The following is a 16531-nucleotide window of genomic DNA, read 5'->3' on the forward strand; positions in this document are numbered from 1 at the left end:
AGCCAAGGTCTCGATTTCATCCTCTGTCACGGCTAAGGAACTACACTTTCAGTCCTTTAACCTGTTCCCATGATATATTTCAATCAAAATTTATAAGATTTTTTCAAAGTAAAAGGCGCACACAACGCTTATTAAGAATTGTGTACGCTTTTTAGAGGCCTTTGTCCAGCCTATCTTCATCACCATCTAAAATGGTCCAATTATATTATTCTTGGTTCATTAATGTTTGATACACTTCGTTGATTGGTCTAGTGACCGCTTGATTAATATCTTCAACAACAGTGTTCAATAAACGTTCTTTGTTCATCAAGTCAGAAATAACTGTGTTGCCAGCCAATTTTTCTTGTAATTCGTTGGCCTTTTTTTCATCTTCTTCAGTAATTTCTTGACCCATTTGTGCCTTAAATTGGAAACTTGTTTGCAATGCACGGAATTCATTGTAAATGCTGTAGGCTTCCTCGTCATTTTTCAATGCTGCAATAGCTGCAACTAAATCTTTATAAGTATCTTGGTCACGAATGTCACGTTCTAATTGATTGATTGTATCGTAAATATTTGCCAAAATGTTCACTCCTCAAAATTTGTATAGCCTTTATAGCTAAATCAGTTTATATATTTCAATATAGCATTTTTCCCCATGTTTGGAAAGCCATGTCCCTTTATTCTTTTCGCTAGCTATGCGCCAGAACCGAATAATCCTTGGAAGAAATCTTGTGCACCTTGGATGACATTGTCAATTACATTACCTGAGTCATTGCTATCATCACCACTTGTGTCTTCACTCGATGAGGATTCTGATGCAGCTGCTTCCGCTTCTTGCAATTGGTTATATTCAGCGTAGGCAGATTCGATGGTAAAGGCCGTACCCGGGCTGACTTGTAGTAACGGTGTCAATATAGCAGAGAATGCTGTTTTCGACGTTGATTCAGATCCGTACCACAAGTAACTATCGTCAGTAGTTTCATCAAAACCATACCAGGTGGCTAGGACAAAGTCTGGCGTGTAGGCTATATCCCACTCATCTTTATTCCCAAGTGTAGATTCCTGCACTTCATTCGAACCTGTCTTACCAGCCACTTCATAACCTTCTGGCTCGATTGAAGCACCTGTACCACCTTCATCATAAACTGATAAGAGGATTGAAGTCATTTCATCTGCTACTTCCGCACTTACAGCTTGATTTTGTGTTGGTTCTTGCTCTTCAACCACCACATTACCTTGTTGATCTTCAATGCGGGTAATGAAGTAGCCTTCTGAACGTACACCACTATTGGCAAAGGCTGTATAGGCTGAAGCCATTTGCAACGGAGATACCCCCGGTGTTATGGCTCCTAGGGCAGCCGTCAAGTTCATATCATCCTCTGAATATGGGATACCAAATTTCGCCAGTTGCTCTAACGAGGCTTCAACACCCATCTCATTCATCATCCATACCGCTGAAGTATTCTTAGATTTGGCTACAGCATCCCACAATAGGATTTCACCAACTGTTTCAAAGTTCCAGTTTTTTGGTGCATAAGTAGCTTCGCCTGAGCCATACGTCATCTCTTCATCAGGAATGACTGATTGAGCAGTATAGCCATTTTCCAAGGCCAACGCATAAACCAATAATGGCTTAATCGTTGAAGCAGGACTACGTGCAATCTGGGTGGCACGGTTAAAGCCCCTGAAGGTGTATTCCCCGGTACCACCTACTGTAGCATACACGCCACCTGTAGTCGGATCTATCATGACTGATGCTGACTGAGCCGGCTCCCCAGATGGTGAAGTTGGGAAAATGCTAGTATCATCGTAAGTTGTTTGCATTTCTGTTTGATAGGTTTGGTTTAAATTCGTATAAATTTTATAATTTCCATTCATAATGTCTTCTTCAGTTAAACCAAACTTATTGATAGCCTCATTAATGACAGCATCGAAATAGTACGGATACGCGTAGGCATCATTAGCAATTTCATTATTCATTTGCACCATATCCGTTGCGATAGCTGCATCCGCTTCTTCCTGCGTTAGAAATTCATTATCCGCCATTAATTGTAGAATGGTATCTCGACGTTCAAGTGTTGCATCATAATCATCCACCGGATTATAAAGGGTTGGGCCTTTTAAAGCACCCGCAATCACCGATGCATCCTCAACTGGTAATTCAGCAGCAGACATACCAAAGTATTTCTGACTCGCGTCCTCAACCCCGTATGCACCATTACCGAAATAAGCATTATTTAGATACATTTCGAGAATTTCTTCTTTGCTATAATTTTTTTCAATTTCAAACGCCAAGAAAAGTTCTTTCAGTTTTCGAATAATTGATTGGTCATTGTCTAAGAAGGCATTTTTAACCAATTGTTGGGTAATCGTTGAACCCCCTCCGACAATATTACCACTCGTAACATAACCAAAAGCGGCACGTCCAATCCCAATAATATCGAAACCATTATGACTGTAAAAACGTTTATCCTCTGTTGAAATTACGGCATCTTGAATAGTTGTCGATATTTCATCTAAACTCACATAGGTTCCCGAGTCATTAGAAATCTCACCCGCATAAGCACCGTCTTGGTCGTAAAATTCAGTTGTCACCTGCAATTTTGCGGGTAAATCACTGATATCTGTTGTTTTCGCACCGATTAATAAATATGATTCAAATACAAAACCAAAGGCTAAGACAAGAAAAATCAACCATCTTGTAATCCTTAGTTTCTTCCATAGCTTGCGAAATTTTTGCCACAAGCTATCTTTTGAATCAGTCGAATAAATATCATGGTCATTCGATTCAAAATTATTTCGCATAGTATTCTTCCTATTCTTTTCATTTTCAGTATTTCCCTAATTTTACTTATATTTTAACAGAAAAATGCTAAGTTCCTTCGGCCCTAAGTAGTATCTTTCATACATTTGATTGATGGTCATAATTACATCGATCATGGCGACAAAGAATCACCGCCGAAGCCTCGCCCTTCATTCTTGCATGGACAAAAATAAAACACAAGCAAACACCAGAGAAATTAACCAATAATTAAAAACTAAAATACCCAGGATGTGAGAAAAAGCGCCATGACCCTAACCACTGGAAGAATAGTGCCGTGGCACATGTAATGTGACGCAAACTATTCTGAAGTGGGCAAGGGACAGCTTTTTCGAGCTCAACTTCACAGGATGTGAGGTCCGACGCTTAGAAAGCCACCGGTGGAAGACTATAGCAGTGACGCACGTAGTGTGGCGCAATATAGTCTGAAGCGCAGGGCTTACTGGAGGTCCGAACTCAACTATAGCATGTGAGCAATAGCGGTCAGCCCTCAACTATAGGATGTGAGAACCGACGCTCTGAAAGCGTATAGTTAGAAAACTTTATATAAAACAGAAAATCCCTATGCTTTACACATTCCTGTGCTTAGCTTAGGGATTATCCTTATTATTTTACTCAGTTTCTATTTCTTTCATAATCAATATGAAATTACCTGATCCTTCCAACACACTGGCATTTTCATTCTGCCAAATAGTAAGGTTCTGTACGATCAATGTACCTCGATAGGATTTTGCAGTTGACTCTTGTGTAAAGACAGCCTCTTCATCCGTTAAGTTTACATTTTGCATCGTCCCAATTTCAGTAATTGGCTTCAAATCAAAAATCATTTCTTCACCGCTCGTAATTTCTTGGATACATAATTGCGTCCCGTCAATAATTTGCGTTGTGAAATTTTCCCCTACCGCATTGAAGGTATTCGTCGCACCCGTTGCATCTGCATATAGGAAGACCATCTCCGCATTGCCATCAATATTTAAGGCAACGGATGGGTTCATGCCTTCAGATAGCGTTGCACTCAAGTAATATTTACCATCATTTCCGTTACCCTCAGCTTCATATAAGAGACCCAAATCTTCATACTCGTTAAAATCTGATGGAATAACATCCATTTCTTCTATGATGCCTTGTTGCAACATAAATTCCATTGATTGCCGCAATTGTCCAACCTCAGTTTCTGATAATTCAGCGACATTTGCCTCTGTTAAAAACAATTTATCTTCATACAGTAAAGTTGGATTTTCGCGAATAATTTTATTGAAAATGAGTTTTTGACTACTTTCACTAGTTGTGATTGCATCAACTGGTGGCACCGCTGAAATCAGTAAACCAGTAGCAATAAGCACTGGAACCCATTTGATATTTTTACGATATAGCACAGCTGCCAATACAGATACCAAGCAAAATACTATGATGAGATAACGGCCAATCGTCACACCATATACTGCACTATAAGTCACAGACCGATACAACTGGAATAAGGATGCAATTAAAACTGCAACCGTGTATCCCCATGTAAAATGCTTCACCAACGGACGATCAATATCCTGTAATAAAAACAAGGTCATCCATCCAAGCGCTAAATATGACAGCATCACATATTCAATACGAATATCCATCCAATCATCAATCGCTAACACTAAGTAAACTAGTATCACCAAGGTGTAAATTAGAATAATTGGCATAAATAGTTTGGTCAAAATAATATCTAATACTTTATTGGTATCAGGCGTCATTTTACCCTCGCCCACAGTGAAAGGCGCTGTAAAGTAGGATTGTTGTGATAGCAAATGAATTGGCAATACAACAAATCCACAGATTGCTAACACATCCATATAATAACCACCGTCTACCTCACTAATTAAGGTAGACCATGCTGTTAAGATTAATAATAAGCCGATAGTCAAAATCCCAACATACAAAATGGATACAAAAATGGATTTAAACCAAATTCGGAAACTTTCTGTAAAATATAATGTTTTATTTTGAATTGTTGGTATCCAAATAATACAGAGACTAATCAGCATTATGCCAAGGACAGTTCTGAAAAAAAGATCACTATCAAAGAACGCTACATCTCTACTAGCAACATAAAAATAGCCAGCAACCTTTGCAATTATCAGGGCATGTAACGTCCATTTGATCTTAGGTCCTTTATTAAACCAAAAACGTTCATAAACCACCTCTGCCAATATAGATAGGAAAATTCCCAATACACTGGAGAACACCCCAATGGACCAAATTCGCATATCGCTAATTGAAACAGAGTGGTTTACAACAATATTCAAACCTGCAGCTAGGACACCAAACAAAACTGCTAATGGGAATCGAAACAAAGTTTCTTTCAATTCTTGAGCGGGTCTAATCAAAAGCATCAACGACACCTCTTCCCATTCATTAATAGACATTTTCTATTAATTAAAACGCTTTCTATACTATTATTATAACAAAAAATAGTGGTAGTTAAATAATGGGAAGACTCACTAGGAGCTAGAAAGGACAATATATTTTTCAATAATTAGTACCTAATCTAATTTATCATTTTCGTAGTGATGCGTTAGATCTAATTGGTTAAATTTTTGTTGGCGCTGTACTTCATAAATCACTAGAGCCACACAATTTGATAGATTTAATGAACGCACATGTGTGTCATCCATTGGGATACGAATACATTGATCTTCATGCGCTCGCATAAATTCTTCAGGTAAGCCGGTTGTTTCTTTTCCAAACATCAAAAAGATATCTTGATCTTGATCATTGGCACCGAAGGATATATCTGAATAAATATGGTTAGCAAATTTTGTTACTAAATATAGTGTACGTTCACCCAAATAGGTCATAAATGCTTCAAGATTTTCATGATAAGTAATATCAACAGCATTCCAGTAATCTAGACCGGCACGTTTTAAATGTTTATCATCCGTTTTGAAACCTAATGGCTCAATCAAATGTAAGTGGCTATCAGTAGCCGCACATGTTCTAGCAATATTGCCTGTATTAGCAGGGATTTCTGGTTCAAATAATACGATATGATTTGTCATAATTTTATTTCCTTCTTTTCATCATTTATTAGCGGGTCAAAACCACCGCATATCAATTACTGATTATAGCCTAAAATACGAACGATTAACAGAATGATTCAAATGCCAATCGATAATAACTTAAAATATGCAAGCTTTGCTACATAACAGGTCAACTTCTGCTATGATGGATAATGGAAAAAACATGTCGCTAAGATATGAAACTGAAAGGAACACTAATGAAAGTAGATAACACAACACAAAAGCACAATTGGCATATCATATTCATTATGGCGGGTGCTATGACAGCGAGTCTTATTGGTTCAGGATTCGCTACCGGTCAAGAAATTATTCAATACTTCGTCGCTCACAGCTGGCAAGGTCTTCTAGGCATACTTACCACATTTATTACCGTGGCATTTATGGGCTATGCCTTTTTCCGCGTTGGTCTAAATCGCAAAAAGGACCTATCTAGTCCAAACGATGTATTCATCATATTCGCCGGTCAAAAAATCGGTACCATTTATAAGTATTTAGCGCTGATCGTACTCTTCCTAACCTATGCCGTAATGGTCGCAGGTGCCGGTGCCACGATTCACCAACAATTTGGCATTCCTGTCATCGTTGGTTCAGGGATTATGTACATCCTGTCAGCTGGAACGGTCATGTTAGGCCTTGAAAAATTAACCAATATACTTGGTAATATTGGCCCAGTCATAGCTGTGATTGCAATCATACTCGGATTTATTGGTTTGTTTATGTATCAAGGAAACCTAGATCAGGCAGATCAATTAGTAAATGCAGCCCTTGCCAATGACACAATTCACGCTGCTTCAGGAAACTGGCTGATTTCGGCCCTAAATTATGTTGGTTTGATTATCATGCTAAACGCCGGATTCCTTGCACAAACAGGGACCCATGCAAATCAAATAAAAGAAACAAAAGCTGCAGCCCTTTTATCATCAGGCATTTACGCAGCGGGAATTCTCATTTTATTTCTTGCCTTTATGGCTGGATTTTCTCGAGTTGGTGGTGCCCAAGTACCCTCTTTGATCATTGCTAATGATATCCACCCTATAGTTTCCTATCTATTTATTGTCATCATCATGCTAGCCATTTATACGACCATAGTTGCAATGTTATGGAACGTAGCATCTAGTGTCGCTATAGAAGGTACAAAAACGCATAAATGGATTACTGCACTTATTGGGCTAATTGCCACACTTATCGGTTTATTCTTACCTTTTGATCAATTGGTTAATATTGTATATGTCGTATCTGGCTATTTCGGAATTGTCTTTCTATTCATTATGATTGGTAAATTCATTCAAATGCATCGTCAATATAAGCGATAATCGACACTAAAAAAGGCTGGGACAAAAGGCCTCTAAAAGGCGTACACAATTCTTAATAAGAGTTGTGTACGCCTTTTACTTTGAAAAAATTCTTATAAATTTTGCTTGAAATATATCATGGGCACAGGTTAAAAGAGGATGAAATCGAGACCTTGGCTCGATTTCAAATTGAAAGACCTTGGCTTTCAATGGTCCCACGGCTCACAAGGAACGTACACTGTAAGGACGAAAAATCTATGATTTTAATCTTTTGTCCCAGCCCCTTTTTAATGCGCAACTTATTTTGAAGGATCTTCAAAGGCTGGCGCTAAGTGTCCCTTAGCTGCTAACTCTTCTAAGAAGTCATAAACTTCTTGAGATGTGAAGGCTTTTTGTAAGGCTTGAATCTTCTCTGAATCAGCATTACCTTCACGTGTGACAAGTTGTACTGCGAATCGATTGGTATCATCTTCTTCAAGGAAAATTGCATCTGCTGGTGTTAAGTCAATCTCAGCGATGTATGTTGGATAGTTAAACACTAGGTCCACCCCATCTTGATAAGCTGCATTTAAATTTAACAAATCAACAGACGTAAAAGTTAAATTCTTGGTATTAGATGTAATATCATCAACCGTCACAAAGGTTTCATCCGGAACATCAATCAAACCTTGTGCATCTAAGATATGTAAGGCACGCGCTTCATTGGTAGCATCACTCGGAATCGCTACTTCTGCCCCATCTTCAATATCATCAATTGTTTCATATTCTGGTGCATAAAAACCAACAACTGCATTATAGATTGGTTGAATGGCCACTAGATCAGCACCACGTTCTTCGTTAAACACTTGCATAAAAGGCTCGTGTTGCGCAAAGTTTGCATCTGCTTCATCATTAAAAACCGCTTCATTATATTGAATGTTATCTGACACTTCGACCAATTCAATCGTATATGGTTCTTCAACCACACTTGCAGCAATTTCAACGATATCAGTCATTGGTGTTGTATGTGAAGCCACTTTGATCACTGTATCTTCTGAGCTTGCTGTTTCCGTAACAGATTCACTTGAACTTGCAGTTGACGACGCTTCCGTTGCCTCATTGCCATTTCCACAGGCTGCTAATAACATTGCTGTTGTAAACACCCCAGTAAACAATTGCCATTTCTTCATTTTTCCATACACTCCTTATAATTTTATACCCAATTTTTGTAAAAACTAACGATGATCCACTTTTCGTGCCAATTTAAAACCAAACCATTGGCACAATTGTACAATCACAATAATAATGATGATTGCTGTATACATCATATCCGTCTCATAACGTTGGTAACCATAACGTATTGCGAAGTCACCGATACCTCCTCCTCCTACAACGCCCATAATGGTTGAATAGGAGATGTAACTCACAAACGCTGTTGTATAGCCAATAATCAATGAAGATTTTGCCTCAACAAATAAGAACTTTGTCACCAATTGCCAAGTCGTTGCCCCCATTGCATCTGCCGTTTCAAGTACACCACGATCAACATCCATTAACGACTGTTCCACAAAACGTGCGTACAAGGCAATCGCGATGACCATCATGGGGAAAGATGCCGCGACTGGATCGCCGGTGGCACGCCCGTATACTGCTCGAATAATCGGTTGCATCGATACAACTAACAGTAAGAATGGAAACGACCGGATGATATTCACCAAAGTCGATAAAATTTGATAACTGTCTTTATTTGCTCGTGGATTACCTTCATTAGTCAAAAATAATACCGTTCCCAAAGGTAACCCCAATACAATGGCAGCTACCATAGCAGACCCCATCATAATGCCCGTTTGACCAAGACTCTCAATAATATCTGGGGTAAATTCGATTAACCGTTCCCAGTAAATCTGTAGATTATTCATGTCCACCAAGCACCTCCATTACATGTTGTGCGTAGGTTTGTTGTACCTTTTTCCCTTCTTGGGGTGGTGCAATATCTAGAATTTGTGTAATTTCACCATCTTCTAGAATAGCGGCACGTTCACATAAAGCTTTAATGACCTCTAGTTCATGCGTCACCACAATCATGGTCACTTGGTACGCTTCATGAGCTGCTTTCAACACATCCACAATTTCTTTCGTTGTACTCGTATCTAAGGCTGATGTAGGTTCATCCGCTAAAAGAATTGTCGGTCTCGTGATCAATGCTCTAGCAATACCAACACGCTGTTTTTGACCCCCGGATAATTGACTAGGATACTGGTTTTTCTTGTCCGCTAAACCTACAAAATCTAACACCTCATCGACCGTTAATACGCTTTCATATTTATGTAATGAAAGAGGTAAGGCAACGTTCTCAGCGACAGTTTTATTATTCAGTAAATTAAATTGTTGAAATACCATGCCGATATTTTTTCGATAATTTCTTAGGTCTTTGCCCTTAAGATCATTCACCTTGATGCCATCTACTATTACTTCACCAGATGTTGGCTGTTCCAATGCATTCACAAAACGGAGCATGGTTGATTTACCAGCACCACTCTCCCCAACTAAACCAAAAACTTCATGGTCGTGAATAGATACCTCGACATTTTTTAAAGCATTGACTTGTCCTTCATCCGATTGAAATATTTTTGATACTTGTTTAAATTCAATCATCTGTTCATATCACCACCAAATCATATTCTATGTGTATCATATTAACAGGTTTCAAACATCATGTCTACAACAATTATCTGTTATATTTTTAGAAACACTCTGTTATATAACTGTTTATTTTTTGCCAACAAAATAGGCAGTTTCCTTAAAAAGAGGAAACTGCCTTACTTCAAAAATATGCTTTATGCTTGGAATACAATTACCGGCATTCCGACATACGCTGTTTCGAACACTTGCGCCATCATTGCTGGTGGTGTATTAATACAACCAAGTGATCCACGTTGTAAATAGACATCGCCACCAAAAGTTGATTGCCAGTTTGCATCATGTACACCTTGTCCTGTGTAATCAAATGGCATCCAGTATTCTACTGGTTGCTCGTAATTCTTCTCAGTACGTGGATTGTAGCCTTTTAAGACGGAAGGTGTCTGTTTATCCCATACTGCATATGCACCTGGAACGGTTGATGTACCAATATTTCCAGAGACAATATCAGTTGCAATTTGCTGCACCCCATCTACATACACAAACATTTTTTGTTTCGTTAAATCCACTTCAATATAAGAATTGCCAAAATAACTGTCCGTATTGTAGCCTTCGCCACCAATACTAGGTTGGTAATCTGTGTCTTCACCAGCTAATACGATATCAGCCAACTCATCTGTTGCAAATTCACGGTTGATGTACCATCCATAGATACCTGGGTCTACCGTTACCGTACCTGACGCAGTTGATTGAAACTCATGTTTTTGGTTCAATGCAGCATTGTTTACATTCCAATCAAGAAGATATGCATCAATGGCATCTTTGTCCACTTGCACCTCACCCGCTTCATCCATAGAAATCCATGAAGCAATCGTTTCACTTGGCACCTCAACTTCTTGATTTTCAATTTGCATGCTGATTTCGGCATTCAAAATTTTCTCAATTTCAGCTTTAGCCGTTTGAATCTCTTTACTATCACTTACGACAGCTGGTTTTTCATATGCTTCTTTCAAGTCAACAGTTGTTTCACCAGTAGCAGCTTTAGCCATAATGGTATCTGCCAACGATTTTGCTGAAACAGTATTTCCTTGTTTTTCCGCAACCACTTCAACTGCTTTAGTCTCATCATTTAAAACCACTTGTGCATTGGCAGAAGCCGTTCTATTCGTTTGATCTAGAGGTAAAGAAGCAAAATATTTTTGGAAAGTATCTTCATCGACTTGCCAATCTAACGCCAATTGCTTAACCTCAGATGGCGCAAGCACACCTTCTACAAGTGTTACTGGCCAAGTCCAACTTGATTGTTGGTCCAAAAATTGGCCTAATTGCGGTTCAATAACAGGAGAAAAACCCGCTTCAGCTAAATTTACTGTTGCAAGCTCTTGCCCGTTTTCCACTAAAGATAAACTAGTGTCATTCTCCTGTGACGTCAAAGCCTCTTCAGCCTCCGACTCCGTCTTACCGCTTAAATTCACACCAGCCACAACCGTGTTAGGTAAAAAATGCGATTGATAATAATACACACCTACCCCATAACCAATCAAAATCAATCCAACCAGTGACCCAATAACCCATGTAATAACTTTCTTCATATATTTGCCTCCTATTACCGTACAATGTTAGTGCTTTAATCTAGTATACCCTAATTCCCGTAACATTTCTGTAATATTTATCACATTTTAGTTAATTTTATCAAAAGAATAGTGCCAAATTTTTCCAGTATAAACAAAAAGAGAAGTTGAGTCTCCCCAACTTCTCTATCTTCATTTTCACCAATCACTGGTAAGTTTCAATTCTTAGCGGTTTTTGTCACACTCTATTCAAACCTGTTTCAAAAACCAGAATTGACTGCGTTTCAGAAAAATCTAATCGCCCCTTGTCGCACTCAACGGTTTTTGTCGCACGCTATTATTTTCGAGCTGCTTGTCCGTTAGTCTCGATAACTTCTTTATACCAACCAAATGATTTTTTCTTAGAACGGCTTAAATCACCTGATCCATCATCTTGGCGGTCAACGTAAATTAAACCATAACGTTTAGACATTTCACCTGTAGATGCAGATACTAAATCGATGATTCCCCAAGGTGTGTAACCAAGTAAAGGAATACCATCTTGTTCAACGGCATCCATGAAAGCGTTGATATGAGCCTTCAAATAGTTGATACGGTAATCGTCATTAATAGAACCATCCGCTTCAACTGTATCTTTCGCACCTAAACCATTTTCAACAATAAACAATGGTTTACGGTAACGATCCCAAAGACCATTCATCGTTATGCGTAAACCTAACGGATCAATTGCCCAACCCCATTCAGATACTTCTAGATATGGATTTTTCGCACCGTGGAAGGCATTACCAGAATCTACTTCTACATCTGATAAGTCAGCTTTAGATACGCGACTTGCGTAGTAAGAGAAGGTAATGTAGTCGACAGTATTATCACGCAAAATCTCTTTATCTTTTTCAGTAATACCAATATCAATGCCTTCTTCTTCAAATTTGATTTTTGCCCACTCAGGGTATTCTCCACCTGCTTGAACATCAATAAAGAAGAAGTTGTCGCGGTTATCCAAGTTCGCTTCCCAAACATCTTGAGGATTTGCAGAGTATGGATAGTATTCACCTGCCGCAAGCATTGAACCCATTTTTGCTTCAGGATCAATTTCATGTAAAACTTTAGTAATTTTTGCAGAGGCTAATAATTCATGATGTGCTGCAGAATAAAGCACTTGATTGCGCTCTTCTTCCTTCAAGTCGCCCAAATAAATACCCGCACCCATGAATGGTAAATGTAATAACATGTTGATTTCATTGAATGAAATCCAGTATTTCACCTTACCTTTAAAACGATTGAATAAGGCACTAGCATAGTTAACAAATAAATCAACCATACGACGATCACGCCATGAACCATATTCGTCAATCAACGTTTTAGGTACATCAAAGTGGTTGATTGTGACAATTGGTTCGATATCATATTTCAATAATTCATCAATCACATTTTCATAGAACTGTAAGCCTTCTTCGTTCGGTTCTGTTTCAAAACCTGTAGGGAAGATACGAGACCAAGCCATAGAGAAGCGATAAGACTTCAAGCCCATTTCAGCAAACAAAGCAATATCTTCTTTATAGTGCGAATAGAAATCAATTGCTTCGTGAGATGGGAAAAATGATCCCTCTTTTACTTCGCTATAATGCAACTCACCAAGTGCTACTGGAAAACGTTGCTCACCATGGGGAATTAAATCCACACTTGTTAAGCCTTTACCACCTTCAAGATAGCCACCTTCTAATTGATTTGCGGCAGTTGCACCGCCCCATAAAAAGCCTTCAGGAAATTTTCTAGCCATATGATTACTCCTCTCGGTTCTCAAAATTTAATGTATTGGTTAATTATTACCATCTAATTATATCGTATCCACACAAAAATGCACGTAAAATAGCAAACGTTTTCAATATTTAATGAAATATTTTGTTAAATGTTCTATTAAATATTCTTTTGAATGATTTTTTGAATATGAATCGTTAAATATACAAGTTCCTCTTTTGAAACTTTGTAGGCATATGAATTTTCAATATAGACGCCAATTTTTTTGGCACAAGCCATAGCATCTGGGTACGACATAGAAACTTGATCATACAAGAAAGCTTCGCCATCATTACTGACTTCGCCATTTAAAACTCTATGGGAGAAGAATTGTAAATGTGTCACAAAACGACTATAAGCCAATGTATCTTCGTCAAATTCATGCCCAAAATGATATTGGACAATATCCAAAATACTAGACACGATTCGCACAGCTGCCACTGTCTTATTCATGCGACCTTCTTTTTTGCGCGTATTTATCAAATGCAAGGCAATCGATGCGGCTTCATTGGTAGGTAAGCGAATCCCGACATGCTTTTCAACAATATCCAACGCATCTTTACCAACCTGATATTCTTCATTGAATAATCTTTTCACATCCCAAGCTAAGGGATTGGTTAATGGTAAATCTTGTTTATAGCGTTCGATGGCAAAATGAATATGGTCGGCTAAAGTAACATATATATTCGACATAAAATCTTGATCCAGCACTTTTTCCGCATGCTTTACAATCTCAAGAATACTTGTTACTTCACCAGATGACAATTCCACAAATAATTCCTGAAAAGTATCATCTACAGCATTTTCCTTAAACACTTTTTCAATCAAATTATCGTCAAATTCGTCCCCAGAACGTTTGCCGAAACCAATCCCCTTACCCATCACCACAACTTCCTCTTTCTCGTTGTCGATGGCTAGGACTGCATTATTATTAAAAACTTTAATAATTTCCATTTCGCCGTTCACACACTTTCACTCGCAGATTTCTATTCCTCCATAGAATACCATTTTATATTGTATATATTGAAATATCTACCTCATGAATAAATAAGACCCATACAATTTGACGAAATGATTTTATTAAAGTAATATGAAGATGAATGAAACCGCTTTATATTATAGATTGATAATAAAGGAGATTTTAATAAATGACAACTAAACATATTTTTCTGGACGTGGATGGTACATTAGTTTCGTACGAAAATATCTTACCGCAATCTGCAGTTGATGCCATTCAACATGCACAAGCAAATGGCCACAAAGTATATACCGTAACCGGCCGTTCTAAAGCTGAAATGTACGAAGAAATTTTGGCTATTGGTTTTGATGGTTATATTGGCGGTAATGGTAACTACATCGAACTAGGTGACCAAGTGCTATATCATAAACATTTGAACTTAGACCAAACAACTGCTATTGTGGACTGGTTAACATCTCGTAATTTAGAATTCTATATAGAATCAAATTCAGGTTTATATGCTTCAGAAAATTTTGAAGAACGTGGGAAACAAACAATCAAAGATACATAGCCTATAAAGGCCAAGACCATCCAGAAGAAGCTACTATTCGTGGTGCCTTCCCAGAAATGTTATTTGGTCATGATCCATATCGTGATGACGTCAATAAGATTTCCTTTATTTTAAATGATTACGACGATTATTTAGCCGCCAAAGAATATTTTAGCGATTATCATGTTGGTACATGGGGGGGCGTTGGTGAGAAAGCCTTATTTGGTGATGTTGCCCTGCCAAACATCAATAAACAAACAGCCATCCAACAATTACTTAATCATCTTAATGTCGATAAAAAAGATACAGTTGCCTTCGGTGATGCTAAAGTTGATTTACCAATGTTTGAACTATGTGAAATTGGTGTAGCTATGGGCAATGGTGGCGAGGAAATTAAAGCTGCTGCTGACTATATCACCGATGCAGTTGATGATGATGGTTTATATAATGCATTCAAACACTTCAATTTTATCTAGGAGGTTTCCCAAATGGAATATATTCAACTAGACAATTCTGATCTTTCCGTTTCTCGTATTTGTTTAGGTTGTATGGGCTTTGGTGATAACACAAAAGGCTTACATTCATGGATACTTGACCAAGAGGCTACCAACGACATTGTGCAACAAGCCCTTAAAGCTGGTATCAATTTCTTCGATACAGCAATTTCTTATGCTGAAGGTACAAGTGAGATGTATCTAGGTAAGGCACTCGCACTGTTTGCCAACCGCGAAGATATCGTTGTAGCAACCAAATTCATGCCTCGTACTGAGGAAGAGCGTGCCAATAATGTCACTGCACGCGAACATATTGAACAGTCTTTAAATGCTAGTCTTGACCACTTAGGTATGGACTATGTTGACCTATATATCTACCATATGTGGGACTATCATACCCCGATGGAAGAAATTATGGATGCCCTTGATGCAATGGTGAAAGCTGGAAAAACAAGATACATCGGTATCTCAAATGCCTATGCCTACCAAATCGCTACAGCAAATGCCTATGCCAAACATCATCATCAAAGTCAATTCATTTCCATCCAAGGACATTACAACCTCATTTTCCGCGAAGAAGAACGCGAAATGAATCCTTTTGCTAGTGAAAATAATATTGCTTTAACACCATATTCTGCCCTTGCATCTGGTCGTCTTTCTAGACTGCCTGGCGCACAAAGTACGCGACTAGCATCAGATCAAATTGCAAAATCCAAGTATGCAGCTAGCGCTGACCAAGACGATGCCATCGTACAACGTGTCAGCAAAATCGCCGAAAAATACCAAGTATCAATGACCGAAGTATCCTTAACTTGGTTATTGACCAAAGTTGCCGCACCAATTGTAGGTGCCACCAAACCGCATCATATAGATGGTGCTGTGAACGCAGTATCCCTTAAATTAAGCGAAGCAGATATCCACTATCTCGAAGAACTATATACACCACATCCACTAGTTGGTGTGATGGCAAATAATCATTAATGAAAATAGCATAAGGCTGGGACAAAAGATTAAAATCATCGGTTTTTCGTCCTTATAGTGTACGTGCCTTGTGAGCCGTGGGACCATTGAAAGCCAAGGTCTTTCAATCTGAAATCGATCCAAGGTCTCGATTTCATCCTCTTTCACGGCTAAGGAACTACACTTTCAGTCCTTTAGCCTGTTCCCATGATATATTTCAATCAGAATTTATAAGAATTTTTTCAAAGTAAAAGGCGTACACATCTCTTATTTAGAATTGTGTACGCCTTTTTTGAGGCCTTGAATCTCTACCCGAAAACTGAACGCTCAGAAAAAGAGTGTTGTTAGTTTTCGGGTTATTTTTATGCAATTTTTCGGTATACTTTATTTGCGTTATACAGAAGGGAGTGGGCATTTTGAGTAAAAAG

12 protein-coding genes and 1 pseudogene are annotated in these 16531 nt (G+C 38.3%); 3 read left to right on the forward strand and 10 right to left on the reverse strand.

What is annotated here, in order from left to right; all coding sequences use genetic code 11:
* Positions 1 to 205 precede the first annotated feature (205 nt).
* The 4 genes from B9P78_RS07255 to trmL form a co-directional block, all read right to left on the reverse strand.
* Entirely contained in the window at positions 206 to 571 is a 366-nt protein-coding gene (locus tag B9P78_RS07255) for a YlbF family regulator (RefSeq protein ID WP_233487777.1), read from the reverse strand.
* Between the two features lie 104 nt (positions 572 to 675).
* On the reverse strand, positions 676 to 2787 hold the full coding sequence (locus tag B9P78_RS07260; RefSeq protein WP_094518832.1) for a transglycosylase domain-containing protein: 2112 nt from the start codon (positions 2785 to 2787) through the stop codon (positions 676 to 678).
* A 627-nt stretch (positions 2788 to 3414) separates the two neighbouring features.
* Positions 3415 to 5175: a DUF4153 domain-containing protein gene (locus tag B9P78_RS07265; protein ID WP_158520583.1), complete on the reverse strand. Its 1761-nt coding sequence runs from the start codon at positions 5173 to 5175 to the stop codon at positions 3415 to 3417.
* 150 nt (positions 5176 to 5325) lie between these two features.
* Positions 5326 to 5841: a tRNA (uridine(34)/cytosine(34)/5-carboxymethylaminomethyluridine(34)-2'-O)-methyltransferase TrmL gene (gene trmL / locus B9P78_RS07270; protein ID WP_094518834.1), complete on the reverse strand. Its 516-nt coding sequence runs from the start codon at positions 5839 to 5841 to the stop codon at positions 5326 to 5328.
* 218 nt (positions 5842 to 6059) lie between these two features.
* Between trmL and B9P78_RS07275 the strand changes: the two genes are divergently transcribed.
* Complete coding sequence (locus tag B9P78_RS07275; RefSeq protein ID WP_233487778.1) at positions 6060 to 7175, forward strand: hypothetical protein; 1116 nt, start codon at positions 6060 to 6062, stop codon at positions 7173 to 7175.
* Between the two features lie 278 nt (positions 7176 to 7453).
* Here B9P78_RS07275 and B9P78_RS07280 read toward each other — a convergent pair whose 3' ends face one another.
* The 6 genes from B9P78_RS07280 to licT form a co-directional block, all read right to left on the reverse strand.
* Positions 7454 to 8323 (reverse strand): MetQ/NlpA family ABC transporter substrate-binding protein, encoded by an 870-nt coding sequence (locus tag B9P78_RS07280; RefSeq protein WP_094518835.1) that lies wholly within the window; start codon positions 8321 to 8323, stop codon positions 7454 to 7456.
* A 45-nt stretch (positions 8324 to 8368) separates the two neighbouring features.
* Positions 8369 to 9052, reverse strand: coding sequence for a methionine ABC transporter permease (locus B9P78_RS07285; protein WP_094518836.1), 684 nt, complete (start codon positions 9050 to 9052; stop codon positions 8369 to 8371).
* On the reverse strand, positions 9045 to 9788 hold the full coding sequence (locus B9P78_RS07290; RefSeq protein ID WP_094518837.1) for a methionine ABC transporter ATP-binding protein: 744 nt from the start codon (positions 9786 to 9788) through the stop codon (positions 9045 to 9047). Before B9P78_RS07290 ends, B9P78_RS07285 begins: the two co-directional genes overlap by 8 nt.
* Positions 9789 to 9970: 182 nt before the next feature.
* Positions 9971 to 11365 carry a L,D-transpeptidase family protein gene (locus B9P78_RS07295; protein ID WP_094518838.1) on the reverse strand — a complete coding sequence of 465 codons (1395 nt, stop codon included), beginning with the start codon at positions 11363 to 11365 and terminating at the stop codon, positions 9971 to 9973.
* Between the two features lie 316 nt (positions 11366 to 11681).
* Positions 11682 to 13124, reverse strand: a complete 1443-nt coding sequence (locus tag B9P78_RS07300; RefSeq protein ID WP_094518839.1) for a 6-phospho-beta-glucosidase — start codon at positions 13122 to 13124, stop codon at positions 11682 to 11684.
* Between the two features lie 137 nt (positions 13125 to 13261).
* Positions 13262 to 14095 carry a BglG family transcription antiterminator LicT gene (gene licT / locus B9P78_RS07305; RefSeq protein ID WP_158520584.1) on the reverse strand — a complete coding sequence of 278 codons (834 nt, stop codon included), beginning with the start codon at positions 14093 to 14095 and terminating at the stop codon, positions 13262 to 13264.
* A gap of 194 nt (positions 14096 to 14289) precedes the next feature.
* Here licT and B9P78_RS07310 point away from each other — a divergent pair.
* Positions 14290 to 15125, forward strand: a pseudogene (locus B9P78_RS07310) (Cof-type HAD-IIB family hydrolase).
* A 12-nt stretch (positions 15126 to 15137) separates the two neighbouring features.
* Positions 15138 to 16124, forward strand: coding sequence for an aldo/keto reductase (locus tag B9P78_RS07315; RefSeq protein WP_094518841.1), 987 nt, complete (start codon positions 15138 to 15140; stop codon positions 16122 to 16124).
* Positions 16125 to 16531 lie beyond the last annotated feature (407 nt).

It is taken from the genome of Aerococcus sp. 1KP-2016, assembly GCF_002252085.1.
In the GTDB taxonomy this organism is placed as follows: domain Bacteria; phylum Bacillota; class Bacilli; order Lactobacillales; family Aerococcaceae; genus Aerococcus.

Bases quoted from the DNA above. Each gene is read 5' to 3' on its own strand.
- B9P78_RS07260 (WP_094518832.1), bottom strand. From the start codon at position 2,787: ATGCGAAATAATTTTGAATCGAATGACCATGATATTTATTCGACTGAT.
- B9P78_RS07265 (WP_158520583.1), bottom strand. From the start codon at position 5,175: ATGCTTTTGATTAGACCCGCTCAAGAATTGAAAGAAACTTTGTTTCGA.
- trmL (WP_094518834.1), bottom strand. From the start codon at position 5,841: ATGACAAATCATATCGTATTATTTGAACCAGAAATCCCTGCTAATACA.
- B9P78_RS07275 (WP_233487778.1), top strand. From the start codon at position 6,060: ATGAAAGTAGATAACACAACACAAAAGCACAATTGGCATATCATATTC.
- B9P78_RS07280 (WP_094518835.1), bottom strand. From the start codon at position 8,323: ATGAAGAAATGGCAATTGTTTACTGGGGTGTTTACAACAGCAATGTTA.
- B9P78_RS07285 (WP_094518836.1), bottom strand. From the start codon at position 9,052: ATGAATAATCTACAGATTTACTGGGAACGGTTAATCGAATTTACCCCA.
- B9P78_RS07290 (WP_094518837.1), bottom strand. From the start codon at position 9,788: ATGATTGAATTTAAACAAGTATCAAAAATATTTCAATCGGATGAAGGA.
- B9P78_RS07295 (WP_094518838.1), bottom strand. From the start codon at position 11,365: ATGAAGAAAGTTATTACATGGGTTATTGGGTCACTGGTTGGATTGATT.
- B9P78_RS07300 (WP_094518839.1), bottom strand. From the start codon at position 13,124: ATGGCTAGAAAATTTCCTGAAGGCTTTTTATGGGGCGGTGCAACTGCC.
- licT (WP_158520584.1), bottom strand. From the start codon at position 14,095: ATGGAAATTATTAAAGTTTTTAATAATAATGCAGTCCTAGCCATCGAC.
- B9P78_RS07315 (WP_094518841.1), top strand. From the start codon at position 15,138: ATGGAATATATTCAACTAGACAATTCTGATCTTTCCGTTTCTCGTATT.